This window comes from Stenotrophomonas sp. YJH_SMC_19 (genome assembly GCF_059367915.1).
The window spans coordinates 1-16,116 of the sequence record NZ_JCAFRI010000011.1 but is presented as its reverse complement, the minus strand read 5'-3'; the positions used below and the strand labels follow the sequence as shown (position 1 = coordinate 16,116).

Annotated in this window: 11 protein-coding genes; 6 read left to right on the top strand and 5 right to left on the bottom strand. The window is 66.7% G+C overall.

Translation table 11 applies throughout. From position 1 onward, the window contains the following. Window positions 1-161 precede the first annotated feature (161 nt). Genes AC5P5R_RS12565 through AC5P5R_RS12555 form a run of 3 tightly spaced genes read left to right on the top strand, consistent with a single transcriptional unit; the run spans window position 162 to window position 4,970 of the window. Complete coding sequence (locus AC5P5R_RS12565) at window positions 162-1,325, top strand: isovaleryl-CoA dehydrogenase (protein WP_005407660.1); 1,164 nt, start codon at window positions 162-164, stop codon at window positions 1,323-1,325. A gap of 10 nt (window positions 1,326-1,335) precedes the next feature. Continuing rightward, complete coding sequence (locus tag AC5P5R_RS12560) at window positions 1,336-2,946, top strand: carboxyl transferase domain-containing protein (protein ID WP_100438222.1); 1,611 nt, start codon at window positions 1,336-1,338, stop codon at window positions 2,944-2,946. Window positions 2,947-2,954: 8 nt separating this feature from the next. After that, window positions 2,955-4,970: an acetyl-CoA carboxylase biotin carboxylase subunit gene (locus tag AC5P5R_RS12555; RefSeq protein WP_407073447.1), complete on the top strand. Its 2,016-nt coding sequence runs from the start codon at window positions 2,955-2,957 to the stop codon at window positions 4,968-4,970. A 21-nt stretch (window positions 4,971-4,991) separates the two neighbouring features. Here AC5P5R_RS12555 and AC5P5R_RS12550 read toward each other — a convergent pair whose 3' ends face one another. Continuing rightward, entirely contained in the window at window positions 4,992-6,161 is a 1,170-nt protein-coding gene (locus tag AC5P5R_RS12550) for a putative peptide maturation dehydrogenase (RefSeq protein ID WP_100438220.1), read from the bottom strand. Between the two features lie 143 nt (window positions 6,162-6,304). Between AC5P5R_RS12550 and AC5P5R_RS12545 the strand changes: the two genes are divergently transcribed. Continuing rightward, window positions 6,305-6,610 (top strand): NHLP-related RiPP peptide, encoded by a 306-nt coding sequence (locus tag AC5P5R_RS12545; protein WP_033833258.1) that lies wholly within the window; start codon window positions 6,305-6,307, stop codon window positions 6,608-6,610. Here AC5P5R_RS12545 and AC5P5R_RS12540 read toward each other — a convergent pair. The 4 genes from AC5P5R_RS12540 to aceB form a co-directional block, all read right to left on the bottom strand. Then, the gene (locus AC5P5R_RS12540) at window positions 6,583-9,120 is read right to left on the bottom strand and encodes a putative peptide modification system cyclase (protein WP_100438219.1); all 2,538 of its coding nucleotides are present in this window, start codon (window positions 9,118-9,120) and stop codon (window positions 6,583-6,585) included. The two genes, AC5P5R_RS12545 and AC5P5R_RS12540, sit on opposite strands and share 28 nt — an antisense overlap. 17 nt (window positions 9,121-9,137) lie before the next feature. Then, the gene (locus AC5P5R_RS12535; protein ID WP_024956231.1) at window positions 9,138-10,178 is read right to left on the bottom strand and encodes a GGDEF domain-containing protein; all 1,041 of its coding nucleotides are present in this window, start codon (window positions 10,176-10,178) and stop codon (window positions 9,138-9,140) included. A 418-nt stretch (window positions 10,179-10,596) separates the two neighbouring features. After that, window positions 10,597-11,898 carry an isocitrate lyase gene (gene aceA / locus AC5P5R_RS12530; protein WP_005407653.1) on the bottom strand — a complete coding sequence of 434 codons (1,302 nt, stop codon included), beginning with the start codon at window positions 11,896-11,898 and terminating at the stop codon, window positions 10,597-10,599. 64 nt (window positions 11,899-11,962) lie between these two features. Further along, complete coding sequence (gene aceB / locus AC5P5R_RS12525; protein WP_099561572.1) at window positions 11,963-13,585, bottom strand: malate synthase A; 1,623 nt, start codon at window positions 13,583-13,585, stop codon at window positions 11,963-11,965. 110 nt (window positions 13,586-13,695) lie between these two features. Here aceB and AC5P5R_RS12520 point away from each other — a divergent pair, with 110 nt between their 5' ends. After that, window positions 13,696-14,664: a LysR family transcriptional regulator gene (locus AC5P5R_RS12520; protein WP_005407651.1), complete on the top strand. Its 969-nt coding sequence runs from the start codon at window positions 13,696-13,698 to the stop codon at window positions 14,662-14,664. Between the two features lie 409 nt (window positions 14,665-15,073). After that, complete coding sequence (locus AC5P5R_RS12515; RefSeq protein ID WP_062606042.1) at window positions 15,074-15,991, top strand: LysR family transcriptional regulator; 918 nt, start codon at window positions 15,074-15,076, stop codon at window positions 15,989-15,991. Window positions 15,992-16,116: the final 125 nt, after the last annotated feature.

The window sequence follows — 16,116 nt, the reverse complement described above, 5'->3', positions numbered from 1 at the left end:
GTTTTGATTCTGGTTTCAATTTTTGAATTTGTATTCACTTCTTATCCGAACCCCGCTACGCTGGGGTCCAATCGCCCGTGCGGGCAGCGGTCCTGCAGACCGCCGCCCGCTCCCCCGCCGGGTGCGTCCATTTCCTGCCATCCCGTCGTGGAGCCACCACAATGCACGTGCCATCCCTGAACTTCGACCTTGGCGAAGACATCGACCTGCTGCGCCAGAGCGTGGCCCATTTTGCCGCCGCCGAGGTCGCACCGCTGGCCGCCGAGGCCGATGCCAGCAACCAGTTCCCGCTGGCCCTGTGGCCGAAGCTGGGCGAACAGGGCCTGCTCGGCCTCACCGTGGAAGAAGCATACGGCGGCACCGGCATGGGCTACCTGGCCCATGTGGTGGCGATGGAAGAGATCTCGCGTGCCTCCGGCGGCATTGGCCTGTCCTATGGCGCGCATTCCAACCTGTGCGTGAACCAGCTGCGCAAGAACGGCAACGAAGAACAGAAGCAGCGCTTCCTGCCCGGCCTGTGCGACGGCAGCCTGGTCGGTGCGCTGGCGATGAGCGAGCCGGGTGCCGGTTCGGACGTGGTGTCGATGAAGCTGCGCGCCGACAAGCGCGGCGACCGCTACGTGCTCAACGGCAACAAGATGTGGATCACCAACGGCCCGGATGCCGACGTGCTGGTGGTCTATGCCAAGACCGACATGGACGCCGGCGCCAAGGGCATCACCGCGTTCCTGGTCGAGAAGGGCATGAAGGGCTTCTCCACCGCGCAGAAGCTGGACAAGCTGGGCATGCGCTCCTCGCCCACCTGCGAGCTGGTGTTCCAGGACTGCGAAGTGCCGGAAGAAAACGTGCTGGGCCAGGTTGGCGGTGGCGTGCGCGTGCTGATGTCCGGCCTGGACTACGAGCGCGTGGTGCTGTCCGGCGGCCCGCTGGGCCTGATGGCCGCGGCGATGGACGTGGTGATGCCGTACGTGCACGAGCGCCACCAGTTCGGTGAGGCGATCGGCAGCTTCCAGCTGATCCAGGCCAAGATCGCCGACATGTACGTCGGCCTGGGCGCCTGCCGCGCCTATGTCTATGCCGTGGCGCGCGCCTGCGACCAGGGCCGCACCACCCGCCAGGACGCCGCCGGTGCCATCCTGTACGCCGCCGAGAAGGCCACCTGGCTGACCGGCCAGGCGATCCAGATCCTGGGCGGCAACGGCTACATCAACGAATACCCGACCGGCCGCTTGTGGCGCGACGCCAAGCTGTATGAAATCGGCGCCGGCACTTCGGAGATCCGCCGCATGCTGATCGGCCGCGAACTGTTCCAGCGCACCCTGTAAGGCCACCGCGATGACCGTCCTGAACAGCCAGCTGCAACCGGGCAGCGATACCTTTGAAGCCAACCGCGCGGCCATGCAGGCCGTGGTTGACGATCTGCACGCCACCCTGGCGCGCACCGCGCTGGGTGGCAGCGAAGCCGCACGCGCCAAGCACACCGCACGCGGCAAGCTGCTGGTGCGTGACCGCATCGACGCCCTGCTCGACCCCGGTAGCGCCTTCCTCGAAATCGCGCCGCTGGCCGCGCATGGCATGTACGAAGACGCCGTGCCGGCCGCCGGCGTGGTGGCCGGCATCGGCCGGGTGAGCGGCGTGGAGTGCGTGATCGTGGCCAACGATGCCACGGTCAAGGGCGGCACCTACTATCCCATGACGGTGAAGAAGCACCTGCGCGCGCAGGAGATTGCCGAACAGAACCACCTGCCGTGCATCTACCTGGTCGATTCCGGCGGCGCGTTCCTGCCGCTGCAGGACGAAGTCTTCCCCGACCGCGACCATTTCGGCCGCATCTTCTACAACCAGGCCAACCTGTCGGCGCAGGGCATTCCGCAGATCGCCTGCGTGATGGGCAGCTGCACCGCTGGTGGCGCCTACGTGCCGGCGATGAGCGACGAGACGGTGATCGTGCGCGAGCAGGGCACGATCTTCCTCGGCGGCCCGCCGCTGGTGAAGGCGGCCACCGGTGAAGTAGTGACCGCCGAGGAACTGGGCGGCGCCGAAGTGCACACCCGCATATCCGGCGTGGCCGACCACATGGCTGACAACGATCTGCAGGCACTGGCACGGGTGCGTGCGATCATCGCGCAGCTGAACTGGCGCAAGCCGGAACCGGCGATGGCGGTGCAGGCCAGCGAAGAACCGCTGCTGCCGGCACACGAACTGTACGGTGTGATCCCGGCCGATACGCGCAAGCCCTACGACGTGCGCGAAGTGATCGCGCGCCTGGTCGATGGCTCGCGCTTCGACGAGTTCAAGCCGCGCTATGGCGCAACGTTGGTCACCGGCTTCGCCCATCTGAACGGCTACCCGATCGGCATCATCGCCAACAACGGCATCCTGTTCTCCGAGTCGGCGCTGAAGGGCGCGCACTTCATCGAGCTGTGCACCCAGCGCAACATTCCGCTGGTGTTCCTGCAGAACATCACCGGCTTCATGGTCGGCCGCAAGTACGAACAGGGCGGCATCGCCAAGGACGGCGCCAAGCTGGTGATGGCGGTGGCCTGCGCCAAGGTTCCCAAGTTCACCGTGGTGATCGGCGGTTCGTTCGGCGCCGGCAACTACGGCATGTGCGGCCGCGCGTACTCGCCGAACTTCCTGTGGATGTGGCCGAACGCACGCATCGGCGTGATGGGCGGCGAGCAGGCCGCCAGCGTGCTGGCCACGGTCAAGCGCGATGGCATCGAAGCCAAGGGCGGCCAGTGGCCGGCTGCGGAGGAAGACGCGTTCAAGGCGCCGATCCGCGACCAGTTCGAGCAGCAGGGCCACCCGTACTACGCCAGCGCGCGCCTGTGGGACGACGGCGTGATCGATCCGGCCGACACCCGCCGGGTGCTGGCCCTGGCGCTGTCGGCCAGCCTCAACGCCGCCCCGCAGCAGACGCGCTTCGGCGTGTTCCGCATGTAATCCATGCCATGACCGAGCACGCTCCCATGAAGCCCGTTGCCATGTTCACCAAAGTCCTGATCGCCAACCGTGGCGAAATCGCCTGTCGCGTCATCGCCACCTGCCGCCGCCTCGGCATCGCCACCGTGGCGGTGTATTCCGATGCCGACCGCAACGCGCGCCACGTGCGCCTGGCCGACGAAGCCATCCGCATTGGTCCGGCCGCCGCGCGTGAGAGCTACCTGCGCGGCGATGCGCTGCTCGACGCGGCACGCGCGACCGGCGCGCAGGCGATCCACCCCGGCTACGGCTTCCTGTCCGAGAATGCCGACTTCGCCGATGCCTGCGCCGCCGCCGGCATCACCTTCATCGGGCCGCCGGCCAGCGCGATCCGCGCGATGGGCGACAAGAGCGCGGCCAAGGCGCTGATGGCCAAGGCCGGTGTACCGCTGACCCCGGGCTACCACGGCGACCAGCAGGCACCGGACTTCCTGCGCACGCAGGCCGACGCCATCGGCTACCCGGTACTGATCAAGGCCAGCGCCGGTGGCGGTGGCAAGGGCATGCGCAAGGTCGAGCGCAGCGAGGACTTCGTCGATGCGCTGGCCAGCTGCCAGCGCGAGGCGGCCTCGGCGTTCGGCAACGACCACGTTCTGGTCGAGAAGTATGTCGAGCGCCCGCGCCATATCGAGATCCAGGTATTCGGCGACAGCCACGGTGACGCGGTGTACCTGTTCGAGCGCGACTGCTCGGTGCAGCGCCGCCACCAGAAGGTGCTGGAAGAAGCGCCGGCCCCGGGCATGAGCGCGGAACGTCGTGCTGCGATGGGCAAGGCGGCGGTCGATGCCGCGCGCGCGGTGGGCTATGAAGGTGCGGGCACGGTGGAGTTCATCGCCGGCCCGGACGGCGATTTCTACTTCATGGAAATGAACACCCGCCTGCAGGTCGAGCACCCGGTCACCGAGTACATCACCGGTACCGACCTGGTGGAATGGCAGCTGCGCGTGGCCTCGGGCCAGCCGCTGCCGCTGCGCCAGGAGCAGCTGGCCATCCACGGCCACGCGATCGAAGCGCGCCTGTATGCCGAAGATGCCGACCGTGGCTTCCTGCCCTCCACCGGCACTCTGCGCCGCCTGCGCCTGCCGGCCCCGTCGGCCCATGTGCGCGTGGATACCGGCGTGGAGGAAGGCGACAGCATCACCCCGTACTACGACCCGATGATTGCCAAGCTGATCGTCTGGGACGTGGACCGTGATGCCGCGCTGCGCCGCATGAGCCAGGCGCTGGCCGACTGCCAGGTGGTAGGCGTGACCACCAATGCCGGCTTCCTGCGCCGGCTGGTGAATACCGATTCGTTCGCGCACGCCAGGCTGGATACCGCGCTGATCGAACGCGAACAGGCGGCATTGAGCGCAGTGGGCGACACGGATGATGCCCTGTGGCAGCTGGCCGCCGTGGCCGCGGTTGCTGGCACTGCCGGTGCCAGCACCGACGCGCGCGACCCGCATTCGCCATGGCAGGCCCAGGATGGCTGGCGCCTCGGCGCATCGGCACCGCGCGTGCTGCCGCTGCAGCAGGGCGAACGCAAGCACACGCTCAAAGTGTGGGCACAGGCCGATGGCTGGCGCGTGCAGCGCGATGACGCCGCGCCGGTTCAGGTGATCGGCACAGCCGATGCGCAGCATCTTACCGTGCAGCTGGGCGAACGCCGCTGGTCGCTGCAGCTGCTGCGCGACGGTGACCAGCTGTACCTGTTCGGCGCCGACGGCCAGCACCGCTTCACCCTGCACGATCCGGTGGGCGAATCGGACCACGCCGTGGCGGATGCCGGCAGCCTGCTGGCGCCGATGCCGGGCAAGATCGTCGCGACACTGGTCGCGGCCGGCACCGAGGTCAAGCGCGGCACGCCGCTGGTGGTGCTGGAAGCGATGAAGATGGAGCACACCCTGCAGGCACCGGCGGATGGGACGGTGAAGGGCTATCGCGCCAAGGCCGGCGACCAGGTGGGTGATGGCGCGGTACTGGTGGACTTCGAAGCGGCGTGATGCAGCAGAGGCCGCGCGGGGTCAGCCCGCGCGGTCTTCAAGGTTCCAGATCGTGCCTGCAGGGTCCAGCTCGCTGGTCGTCATCCGTGATGCACGCCATCCGAAACCGCAGACCGCGAGTACCCCCTCGTTGATCGTGTCCAGGCCCAGGGCACGTTCGATGGGCTTTTCGTTGATCGCTGCAGTAATGAATGCTCCCAGGCCGGCATCCGTGGCCGCCAGGTACAGCGTCTGGGATAGATGTCCCGCCTCCATCGCGACAACCCGATAGCTTTTCCCATGCTGGCGATACTTCCAGTACGTCCTGTTGAAACGCGGGGCCAGGACCACCAGCACGTGCGCATCCGCGAACCAGTGCTGCTGCCCGACCATGGACATCACGAAGTCGCGATCGATGGCCACGGGGCACTCAACCGGCATCAGTCCGTGGCCCTGCGCTCGATAGAGGTACATGCCCGCGGCAAGTCCATCGACATTGCGCACCAGCACGTAGGCTTCCACAGGATGCAGTCCGCCGCCCGAAGGTACGTTCTTCTTCAGGAACACCAGATCATCGCCTTCGCGCTGGCAGCTGCTGCTGCCGAATGCCCGTTGCAGCATCTGGCTCAGCAGGGACAGCGGCAGTGATCGGGTGACATCGAAGTTCCGGCAGGTGACGCGCCGCGCCAGCAGTGCGTCGAAATCGTTGGACTGCTGAGGCGGCAGTGGTACCAACCCAGCGTCGGCAGCGGCAGCGTGCGGTGGCGGCGGTCCCAACGTCCTGCGCATCTGCGAGGCCGTTTCGATCTGTGATTCACGCATGTTGCGAACGGCGTCAACATCCTCCCAGCGTGAGAAGGCATGCATGACCGCAGCCAGGGGGTGCCAATGCGTTGCACGCAGCCGCTCGTCACGAGCGGCAACATCGTCATCCTGTCCGCGGATCAACACCAGGCCACTGGCGATCAGCAGGTCCATCGCGGGTGAACAGGCCTCCCCTGCCTCAAGCGTGGTCCATGCACTTGGGCTCAGACTTCCCAGCAGTGCCTGTGCCGCAGCGTCCAGCACCACCGGTCCATCCAGGTGGGGGGCGAGTGCCTCCCAGGCAAGCGTGCGCACCAGCCCATCACCACCGCGCAGCAGGCCCTCAAACTCAAACCGGATCTGCTCGGTGGGCTGTACCACTACGATCGCGCAGCGCCTGACATCCATCGGATCAGCCCTTCCTTCATCGTGAATCCACGTTATCGAACCGCGACCCGATTCCTTTACATCTCCCGCTCTACCCTCTCAAGAACCGCTTTGCCAAGCCGACATCACCACTGCCCCTCGACACTCCATGGATGCAGTACACAATGCCCACGTTGACGCTCTCGCTGCCGGTCGCAAGGACGCTGGTTCAGCGCCTCGCCACCGATGACACCTTCCGCCAGCTCTTCGCCACCGACACGGCTGCCGCGATACTGCTGGCTGGACACGTTCCATCCAACCCGGCTGACCTTCAGCAGTTCGTCCAGGATTGCTGCAAGAACATCTGCCTGGCGGAGAAAGACGTCATCGCACAGGCCGAAGACCAGATCATCGCCATGCTGACCAGTGGTACCGGCTACTCCGTGCCGATGCTGGAGGACGGTTACGGCTCGCCGCGCACGCTGCGCTGAGGCATCGAGGCCATGGTGTCGGCGGCCTCGATTGCCGGCGCCGCCATGAGCCTCCGCACATCCACTACGTTAAGCGCCTGCAGGCAGAAGCTGCATTGCGCTTCTGCATATGCAAATCCGGGGCGATCACGCAGCCAACGCGTCTGCTCCTGGGCAACATCCTTCAGGCCCGCCTCCAGCGCCAGGTCACGCACTGCCAGCCGCACCTGCAGGCGTGGCTGCTTCTTCAACAGCGGTACGAGCAGGTCCAGCCCGGCCTGGGGCCGGCCCTCATGCTGCATCATCCGCCCGGCCAACAGGGTGACGTACTGGCGCAACACGCTGCTGTCAGGGAGATCCTGAAGCGCGTTCATCCGGGCCTGGACCGCCTTGGCCGGTGCGGCATCGCCCAGTCTCAGTGCCAGCAAGGCTGCCGCGTGTGCTGCAACCAGGCGATCCACTACCTCCACCGCGGGTTCGCCGCTCAGCTCTGCGAACGGCGCGGTCGCGGCCACGCGCGCCACCATCAGCGCCTTCGACCTTCTGCCGGCCATCATGTAGGCGACGGCCAGGGGCATGTCGAAGTTGTACCGATCCATGCCCTGGCGCTGTCCGGCAAGCATCCTTCCCTGTTCGGCGAGCTTGATGGCGCCCTCGACATCGCCTTGGTCAAGCGCAATCGTGGTAGCGAAATTGCTAGCATGGAAGTTGCCTGGATCGATCCGCGCAAGCAGCGCATTGGCCTTCTCGAACTCGGAACGCGCTGCCGCCACCGTCGCCTGGCGCATCAATGCACCTTCCCAACCATTGCCGGCGGCACGGCTGAACGCGATGTCAGCCTCTGCATAGCGCTCGCTGGCCAGCAAGGCGCGGCCGTACTGGTCCTGCGCGATCTCAGGCAGCTCGACCCTGCTTTGTGCAACACGCCTGGAAAGCGCCAGGGCCTCGGCAAGGCGGTTCTCGTGGAAAAGATTCAGACCGGCGTTGTAGCTTGCAGGCATGTAATCCGGATACAGCTCCGCCATGCGCGCCCAGCCATCGGTGGCACGATCCGGATCACTGATCTGCAGCGCCCAGTTCTGCACGTACAGGCGCTCGCGTGGTGTAAGGTGCCCTGATCGACGGTCGGCCTCTGCCAGCAGACGCCGGGCATCGCGGTAATTCATCATGGCGAAGCGACAGCGGGCTTGGCCCAGCCATGCCAGGGCGAACTCAGGATCGACCTCGATCGCCTGTCCGAAGAACGCCATCGCGCCGTTGAAATCTCCTCGGCTGTAGCGCTTCTGGCCCAAGGCAAACGCACGCAACGCATCCATGCTGCCCGTGGTCACCTCCGGCAGGGATTGGCTGTCGCGCTGGATCAATGCGGGCTCTTCGCCCAGGCGATCGCGCAGCTGGCGCGAAACATCGTCCACCGCCGCCAGTACCGCACCCGCCTTCGCATCGGCGGATACCACGGCCAGGGTGCGCAGCGTCGACGGCTCGACCACCTCCACGCTGAAGCGGGTTCGGCCGCCGACATCGGTCGCCGATGGCACGAACACCAGGCGGGCGCCCGTGCGCACCGCCACAGCGGCGGCATCGCCACGTTCGCGGACGCCGCGATCCGGCGGTTTCCGCATCATCTCAAGGGTGCGGCCGACGCGGTCGTCACTGACGACGTTGACGTAGCGGGACTGCTCGAGACTGATCCGGAACGCCTGGTCCAGGGCGTCATCGAGCAGTCGATTGCCGGTGAGGTTATGCAGCCCGCCGAGCACCACCCAGTCGCGTTCGGCGAACGCGATGGCCGGCTGTGGCCGGGTCAGCAACCAGACGCCAAGCACCGCGGCCAGCAGTACGGCGGCCTGCGCCGCCATCGCCAGCGGACGGCGCCACAACGGAAGATCACGCCGGGCCTTGGCCGTGTGCCGCAGCCGCCCCGGCGTGGGCATGCCCGCCGCCTGCACGCCGTAGACTTCGGCTGGCTGGCTCACGCCCTTGAAGCGCCATCGCCCGAACGATCGCCATTGCAGGCCTTCAGCCATCGCGCCCAGCGACCCACTGGAGCGACGCACGATGGATTCGGCCACCGCCGAAAGCAGGATCTGGCCCGGACGTGCCAACTGCATCAGGCGCGCCGCCGTCGGCTTGGCCAGGCCTTCGACTTCAATCGCCTTGGCGCCAGCCCGCACTGCCTCGGCGCTGTTCTCCCAGGTCAGCACATCGCCCACATGCAGACCGGCCCGCGCCTGCAGATGGATCTCGTGTCTCTGCCCCAGCGGCTGCAGCCCACGCTGGTAATCCAATGCGAAGCCAAGCGCGTCGATCGGGCGCTCGAACAGCATGAACAGCCCGTCGGAGCGATCGATCAGCTGGCCGTTCCAGCGCTGCTGCAGCGCCAGCACCAGCCGGTCGTGTTCCTGGAACAGTTCGGCGGCAGCGACATCGCCGATGCGTTCGACCAGCAGCAGCGAGTCACACAGGTCGGTGAACAGCAGGGCGCGCAGTTGCTGGTTGTGCGGCGCCGACGTTCCGTTGTCGCCATTCATCGCCTCTGTCTCCCGATCTAGGGTGAGTCCACTGCGTCTGCCCAACGCAGGCAGTTGCCACCATCACGCTTGGCCTGGTACAGCGCACGATCCGCGCTGGCGTACCACTCGCTCCAGCCCGCATCCGGGTCCAGCAGGCTGGCACCGATGCTGACCAGGCTGACGTGCGGCGTGCCGTGGCTGCGCTCGAGCAGGCCGTGTACCGCGCTGAGGATGAACTCTGCCGCGTGCTGCACGATCTCGTGGTTGCCACGACGCAGGATCAGGCAGAACTCGTCACCGCCGAGCCGGCAGGCCAGGTCCTGCTCGCCGGCCATCGAGCGCAGGATGTTGCCCATGCTCTGCAGCACGCGATCGCCGGCCTGGTGGCCATGGCGGTCATTGATCTGCTTGAAGCGGTCGCAGTCGATGAGCAGCAGCGCCTGCGGCAGCCCACTGCCATCGGCGCGGCATTCCTGCAGGTACAGGGTGAGGCCACGGCGGTTGTGCAGCCCGGTCAGTTCATCGGTACGCACCAGTTCACGGGTGTGGGTCAGCTGGTGGGTAGTGATGTACAGATTGTCCAGCGCGGTTTCCAGATCATGGTTGCGCCGGCGCAGCTGGCTGATCAGGGCCTGTTCGTTGGTCAGCACGCGCATGATCGTGCGGCGCAGGAAGTAGGCGACCAGGCCCGGATCGGATTCCACCAGACGATGGAAGTCGGCGGGCCCCAGCTCAAGCACCTCGCAGTCCACCAGGGCGCGCGCACTGGCGCTGCGCGGGTGGTCACCCACCAGCAGGCCCAGCTCACCGAAGAACTCCTGCTGCCCGAGGGTCTTGATCACCAGGTCCTCGCCGAAATCCAGTTCGATCTGGCCTTCCAGGATCACGTACATGCGCTCGCCACGGTGGCCACGCTGGAACAGCCACTGCCCGGCATGAAGCTTGCGTGGACGGGCAAATCTGGCGAACAATGCGACCTCGGCATCGGACAGCAGCGCATGCACGATCTCGGCCATCGCCACCCGGGCGATACCTGACGTCACATCACTGTTCTCGGCCGCACCCCTGCCGGTCATTCCCTGCACCCGCCGCCAGCGTCCCCTGGTGAGCCGCGGAGCATAGCACCGCTTTAAAATGTGCGCCCTATCTCATTTTGAGCCTTGTGGTCCGCTTTCCCGATGTGAAGGCGCACGGTGGCCGTTCTGCCCGCCACGGTCCAGGGAAAAGTCGTTCCGGATCAATCTGATGGCCACCTTCACAGGGTTTCGGCCAAGTTGCCGGACTGTGGGGTGCGCTGGATTGACGCTGCATGCGTTCATCGTGTTTCCATCGATACAACAACGCCGGCAGGTCCCCCGACCGGCCGGCGTTGCCTGGCCCTTCCCTGGCCACCCTGATCGGATTCGCGACCCCGGTAGAGCCGGCCGCTGGCCGGCTTCTCCGTAGTGCCCGAAGGCGCACGTGGGTGCCGGCCAGCGGCCGGGCACTACCGCATCACGCAGCGCGTTCGCTGCGCCCGCCGTGGAACTGCTCTTCTTCGGTCGAGCCGGTCAACGCGGTGGTCGAGGACTGGCCCTGCTGGATCGCCTGGGTCACGGCATCGAAGTAGCCGGTGCCAACCTCGCGCTGGTGCTTGACCGCGGTGAAGCCGCGCTCGGCGGCTTCGAACTCGGCTTCCTGCAGTTCCACGAACGCGCTCATCTGGCGGCGTGCGTAGCCGTGGGCCAGATTGAACATGCCGTAGTTCAGCGCGTGGAAGCCGGCCAGGGTGATGAACTGGAACTTGTAGCCATAGCTGCCCAGCTCACGCTGGAACTTGGCGATGGTGGCGTCGTCCAGGTTCTTCTTCCAGTTGAAGCTGGGCGAGCAGTTGTAGGCCAGCAGCTTGCCCGGGAACTTCGCATGGATCGCCTCGGCGAACCTGCGTGCGAATTCCAGGTCCGGCTTGCCGGTCTCGCACCACACCAGGTCGGCGTAGGGCGCGTAGGCCAGGCCACGGCTGATCGCCTGGTCCAGGCCATTGCGGGTCTTGTAGAAGCCCTCGACGGTGCGCTCGCCGGTGGTGAACGGGCGGTCGTTGCCGTCGATGTCACTGGTCAGCAGATCCGCGGCCTCGGCATCGGTGCGCGCGACCAGCAGGGTCGGCACGCCCAGCACGTCGGCGGCCAGGCGTGCGGCGTTGAGCTTCTCGATGGCCTCGCGGGTCGGCACCAGCACCTTGCCGCCCATGTGGCCGCACTTCTTCACCGACGCCAGCTGGTCTTCGAAATGCACGCCGGCGGCGCCGGCCTCGATCATCGCCTTCATCAGTTCGAAGGCGTTGAGTACGCCCCCGAAACCGGCTTCGGCGTCGGCCACGATCGGCTGCAGGAAGTCGATGTCATCCTTGCCTTCGGCGTGGTGCAGCTGGTCGGCACGCAGCAGCGTGTTGTTGATGCGCTTGACCACCGCCGGCACCGAATCGGCCGGGTACAGCGACTGGTCCGGATACATCTGGCCGGCCAGGTTGGCGTCGGCCGCCACCTGCCAGCCGGACAGGTAGATCGCCTTCAGCCCGGCCTTGACCTGCTGCATGGCCTGGTTGCCGGTCAGTGCACCCAGCGCGTTGACGAACTCGCGCTCATGCAGCGATGCCCACAGCTTCTCCGCACCCAGGCGGGCCAGCGAATGCTCGATGTGGACGGTGCCGCGCAGGCGCACCACGTCGGCGGCGCTGTAGTTGCGCTGGATGCCTTCCCAACGCGGGTTGGTATCCCAGTCGTGCTGGATCTGTTCGGCAGTGGGCAGCTTGCTCATGTCTTTCTCCAGTTCGGTTCGTGCGTGCAGCGGGGAGGGAAACGGCGGGTTTGCGGGCAGTCGGTCAGTCGATACGCGCGTAGGCCGGCAGGGTCAGGAAATCGGTCAGTTCGTCGCTGCGGCTCAGTTCGCCGAGCAGGGCGATGGCCTCGCCGATGCGTGCGCCACCGGGCAGCGCGGCGGTATCGCCCAGCCGTGCCGGCAGCTGCGAGAGGGTGGAATCCAGCAGCGCGAGGTCGATCGCGGTGCCGTCGTCCAGCTGCTGGCCCGGCGTGTGCAGCCACTGCCACAGCTGGCTGCGACTGATCTCGGCGGTGGCCGCATCCTCCATCAGGTGGTGGATCGGCACGCAGCCGTTGCCATCCAGCCAAGCGGCCAGGTAGCGCACGCAGACTTCCACGTTGCCTTCGAAACCGGCGCGGGTGATGGTGCCCGGCGGCCGTGCGATCAGTTCGTCGCGGCCGACGCGCACGTCCTGGCGCAGCACGCTGTGCTGGTTCGCACCGGGCATGTGTTCGTCGAAGATCGCCATCGCCACCGGAATCAGCGCCGGGTGCGCAACCCAGGTGCCGTCATGGCCGGCGGTGACTTCGCGCAGCTTGTCGGCGCGCACGCGGGCCATCGCCTGTTCGTTGGCGGCGGCATCGTTGTTGATCGGAATCTGCGCGGCCATGCCGCCCATCGCATGCGCACCGCGGCGGTGGCAGGTCTGGATCAGCAGTTCCGAATAGGCCTTCAGGAACGGCTGGGTCATGGTCACCTGGCCGCGCTCGGGCAGCACGCGATCGGCGTGGCGGCGGAAGGTCTTCAGGTACGAAAAGATGTAGTCCCAGCGCCCGCAGTTCAGGCCGACGATGCGGTCACGCAGCGCGTGCAGGATCTCGTCCATCTCGAACACCGCCGGCAGCGTTTCGATCAGCACCGTCACCTTGATCTGGCCATGCGGCAGGCCGAGCATGCCTTCGATGTGCGACAGCGCGGTCTCCCACAGCGCCGCCTCTTCCATGCTCTGCAGCTTGGGCAGGTAGAAGTACGGGCCGCGGTCCTTCGCCTGCAGGGTGCGGGCGTTGTGGAAGGCGAACACCGCCGCGTCGAACAGGCCACCGGCCAGCGGCTGGCCGTCGATGGCCACGTGCTTTTCGTCCAGGTGCCAGCCGCGCGGGCGCACGATCAGCACCGCCTGCTCGTCGTACGGGCGCAGGCTGTAGTGCTTGCCATTTGCAGCGGTGAATTGCAGATCACCGCGCACCGCCGCCGCCAGCGACTGCTGGCCGGCCAGCAGGTTGCGCCAGGTCGGCGAGGTCGAATCCTCGAAGTCGGCCATGAACACCTTGGCGCCGGAGTTCAGCGCGTTGATGACCATCTTCGGGTCGGTCGGGCCGGTGATCTCGACGCGGCGGTCCTGCAGCGCGGCCGGCAGCGGGGCAACGCGCCAGTCGCCGTTGCGGATCGCGGTGGTGTCTTCGCGGAAGTCCGGCAGGCCGCCCTGGTCGAAGAACGCCTGGCGCTCGCGGCGGGCCTGCAGCCGTGCCTGCCGGCCCGGTTCCACCGCACGGTGCAGCGACACCAGCAGGGCCAGCAGCGGCGCCGGCAGCACGGTGTCCTGGCCGGCCACGCGGGTCGCCAGAGCGATTCCGGGGGTAGCCTTGGCGGCGGGGGTGGGAACAGCGGAAGCGACGGCGGACATGGGGCGACTCCAGCGGTGGGGGAACGACTCCACGGTGCCGCTGGGCCGGAGTATTTGGCAAAACAGTTTTTGCAATGTTCTACATAAGTTGTGCTAATACTCGTGACACGATGAGCACACGCACCCCGCCAAGTCCGCGTTTTTCCTACAAATCCGACCGGCTGAAGCCGCTGCGCGCGTTCTGCCAGACCGTGCGCCTGGGCTCGGTCTCACGGGCGGCTGAGGCACTTTTCGTCAGCCAGCCGGCGATCAGCCTGCAGTTGCAGGCGCTGGAACGGGAGCTGGGGGTGCCGCTGTTCGAGCGCAGCGGGCGCCGCCTGGTGCCCAGCCGCGAGGGCCAGCTGCTGTATGAAATGGCGCAACCACTGGTGGAAAACCTGGACGGGCTGGAGGCGCGCTTCCGCGACAAGGTGCGCGGCCTGGATGCGGGCGAACTGAACATCGCCGCCAACAGTTCCACCATCCTCTACCTGCTGCCGAAGATCGTCGAACGCTTCCGCCTGCATCACCCGGACGTGCGTCTGACCCTGCACAACGCGATCAGCGCCGACGGCACCGACCTGCTGCGCGAGGATGCCGCCGACCTGGCGATCGGTTCGATGACCGATGTGCCGGCCGACCTGAGCTACGCCCCGGCCTACCGCTTCGAGCAGGTGCTGATCGCACCGCACGATCATCCGCTGGCCAGTGGCGGCGAGCTGGAGCTGGCCGACATCGCGCGCTATCCGCTGGTACTGCCGCCGAAGCGGCAGATCACCTACCGCCTGGTGGACCAGGTGTTCCAGCGCCACCGCATCGCCTACACCGTGGCACTGGAGGTCGGCGGCTGGGAGGTGATCAAGCAGTACGTGGCGATGGGCATGGGCATTTCGATCGTGCCGGCGCTGTGCCTGAACGAGGCCGACCGCGAGCGGTTGGCGGCGCGGTCGATGAAGCGCTGGTTCCCGGAACGCAGTTACGGGGTGATCGTGCGCCGGGGCAAGGCGCTGTCGGCGCAGGCGCGGGCGTTCATCGAGCTGATCCAGCCGGAGTTGTTCAGCCCGCGCGATTACGACCAGAGCGGGCATTCGGAGCGGTGAGGGGTGTTCTGGTTTGCAGGGCTGCCGCCCTGCACCTGCAGAGGCCGAAGCAACGGCAACGTCAACGGCAACAGCGGGCATTCCGTGGGATGGCGGGGTGGGTCCGGTTGCGGGGGACGCCGTAAACCCCGCTCCGCGGTCCGGCCCAGCCGCTGGCGGCTGTGCGTTCGGGCGCTTGCGAAGCAATGCTTCGCAAGCAAAGCGCCCTCACCCTTGGGGGCTTGGTCGCGGCATCCATGCCGCTCACACCCCCGCAACCGGACCCACCCCGCCTTCGACAGTTGGTTGCTGCTGTTGGTGCCAGCTGCTGTTGGTGCCAGCTGCTGTTGGTGGGTGCCGACCGTTGGTCGGCACGGGATCGGATCCCATCTCTGATTCATTTCCGGCTGACGATGAATAAACTGGCCCCATGTCCATCGAACTCCGCCACCTGCGTTACTTCCTCGCTGTTGCCGATACGCTGCACTTCGGCCAGGCGGCGGAGCGGCTGGGCATGTCGCAGCCGCCGCTCAGCCAGCAGATCCGCCAGCTGGAGGACCTGATCGGTGCGCGCCTGTTCGTGCGCAGCCATCGTCGTGTGCAGCTGACGCCTGCGGGCGAGCTGCTGCAGGAACGTGCACGCGCCATCGTGCAGCAGGTGGAAACGGCGGTGGACGAGGTACAGCGCGCGCAGCGCGGTGAGCAGGGTGAACTGCACATCGGCCTGACCCGCGCCACGCCGCTGTCGCCGCAGATTCCGCGTTCGATCCTGCATTACCGCCAGCAGTATCCGCAGGTGCGGCTGCAGCTGAGCGAGATGAACACCCTGCAGCAGATCGACGCGCTGCTCGACGGCTCACTGGACGTGGGCATCATCCGCAAGCGTGCGCTGCCGCCGGAACTGGTGGCGCACAGCCTGTTCGTCGATCCGCTGGCGTTGATCGTGCATGCCGACCATCCTGCCCTGCGCAGACTGTCGAAGCAGGGCACGCTGTCGCTGCGCGACTTCGCGCAGGAGCCATTCGTGGCGTTCCGCCGCAGTGCCGGTGCCGGCATCCATGACCACATGATCGCGTTGTGCGCGGCTGCCGGATTCACGCCGCGCATCGTGCAGGAGGCGGGTGAAGCCTCGACGCTGATCAGCCTGGCCGCCGCAGGCCTGGGCGCCGCGATCCTGCCGTCTTCGTGCGATCACATCCGGGTGGAAGGATCGCGCTTCGTGGCGCTGGCCGATGCCGGTGCCCATTCGGAAGTGCAGCTGGCGTGGCATCGCGAACGGGTAACCCCGTTGATCCGCAATTTCGCCACGCTGCTGCGCGGGGCATTCGCCGATAGAGTCGACTGTTAGTTGTGATCTCTCTGTACGTTGTTCATCCGGGACATCTTTGGAAAATGGTGGTTACCACACCTCTCCAGACCCCAAAGAGCCCGGATGAACCACCATAAAAATGCCCGTTTGACCGTCCATAGTCG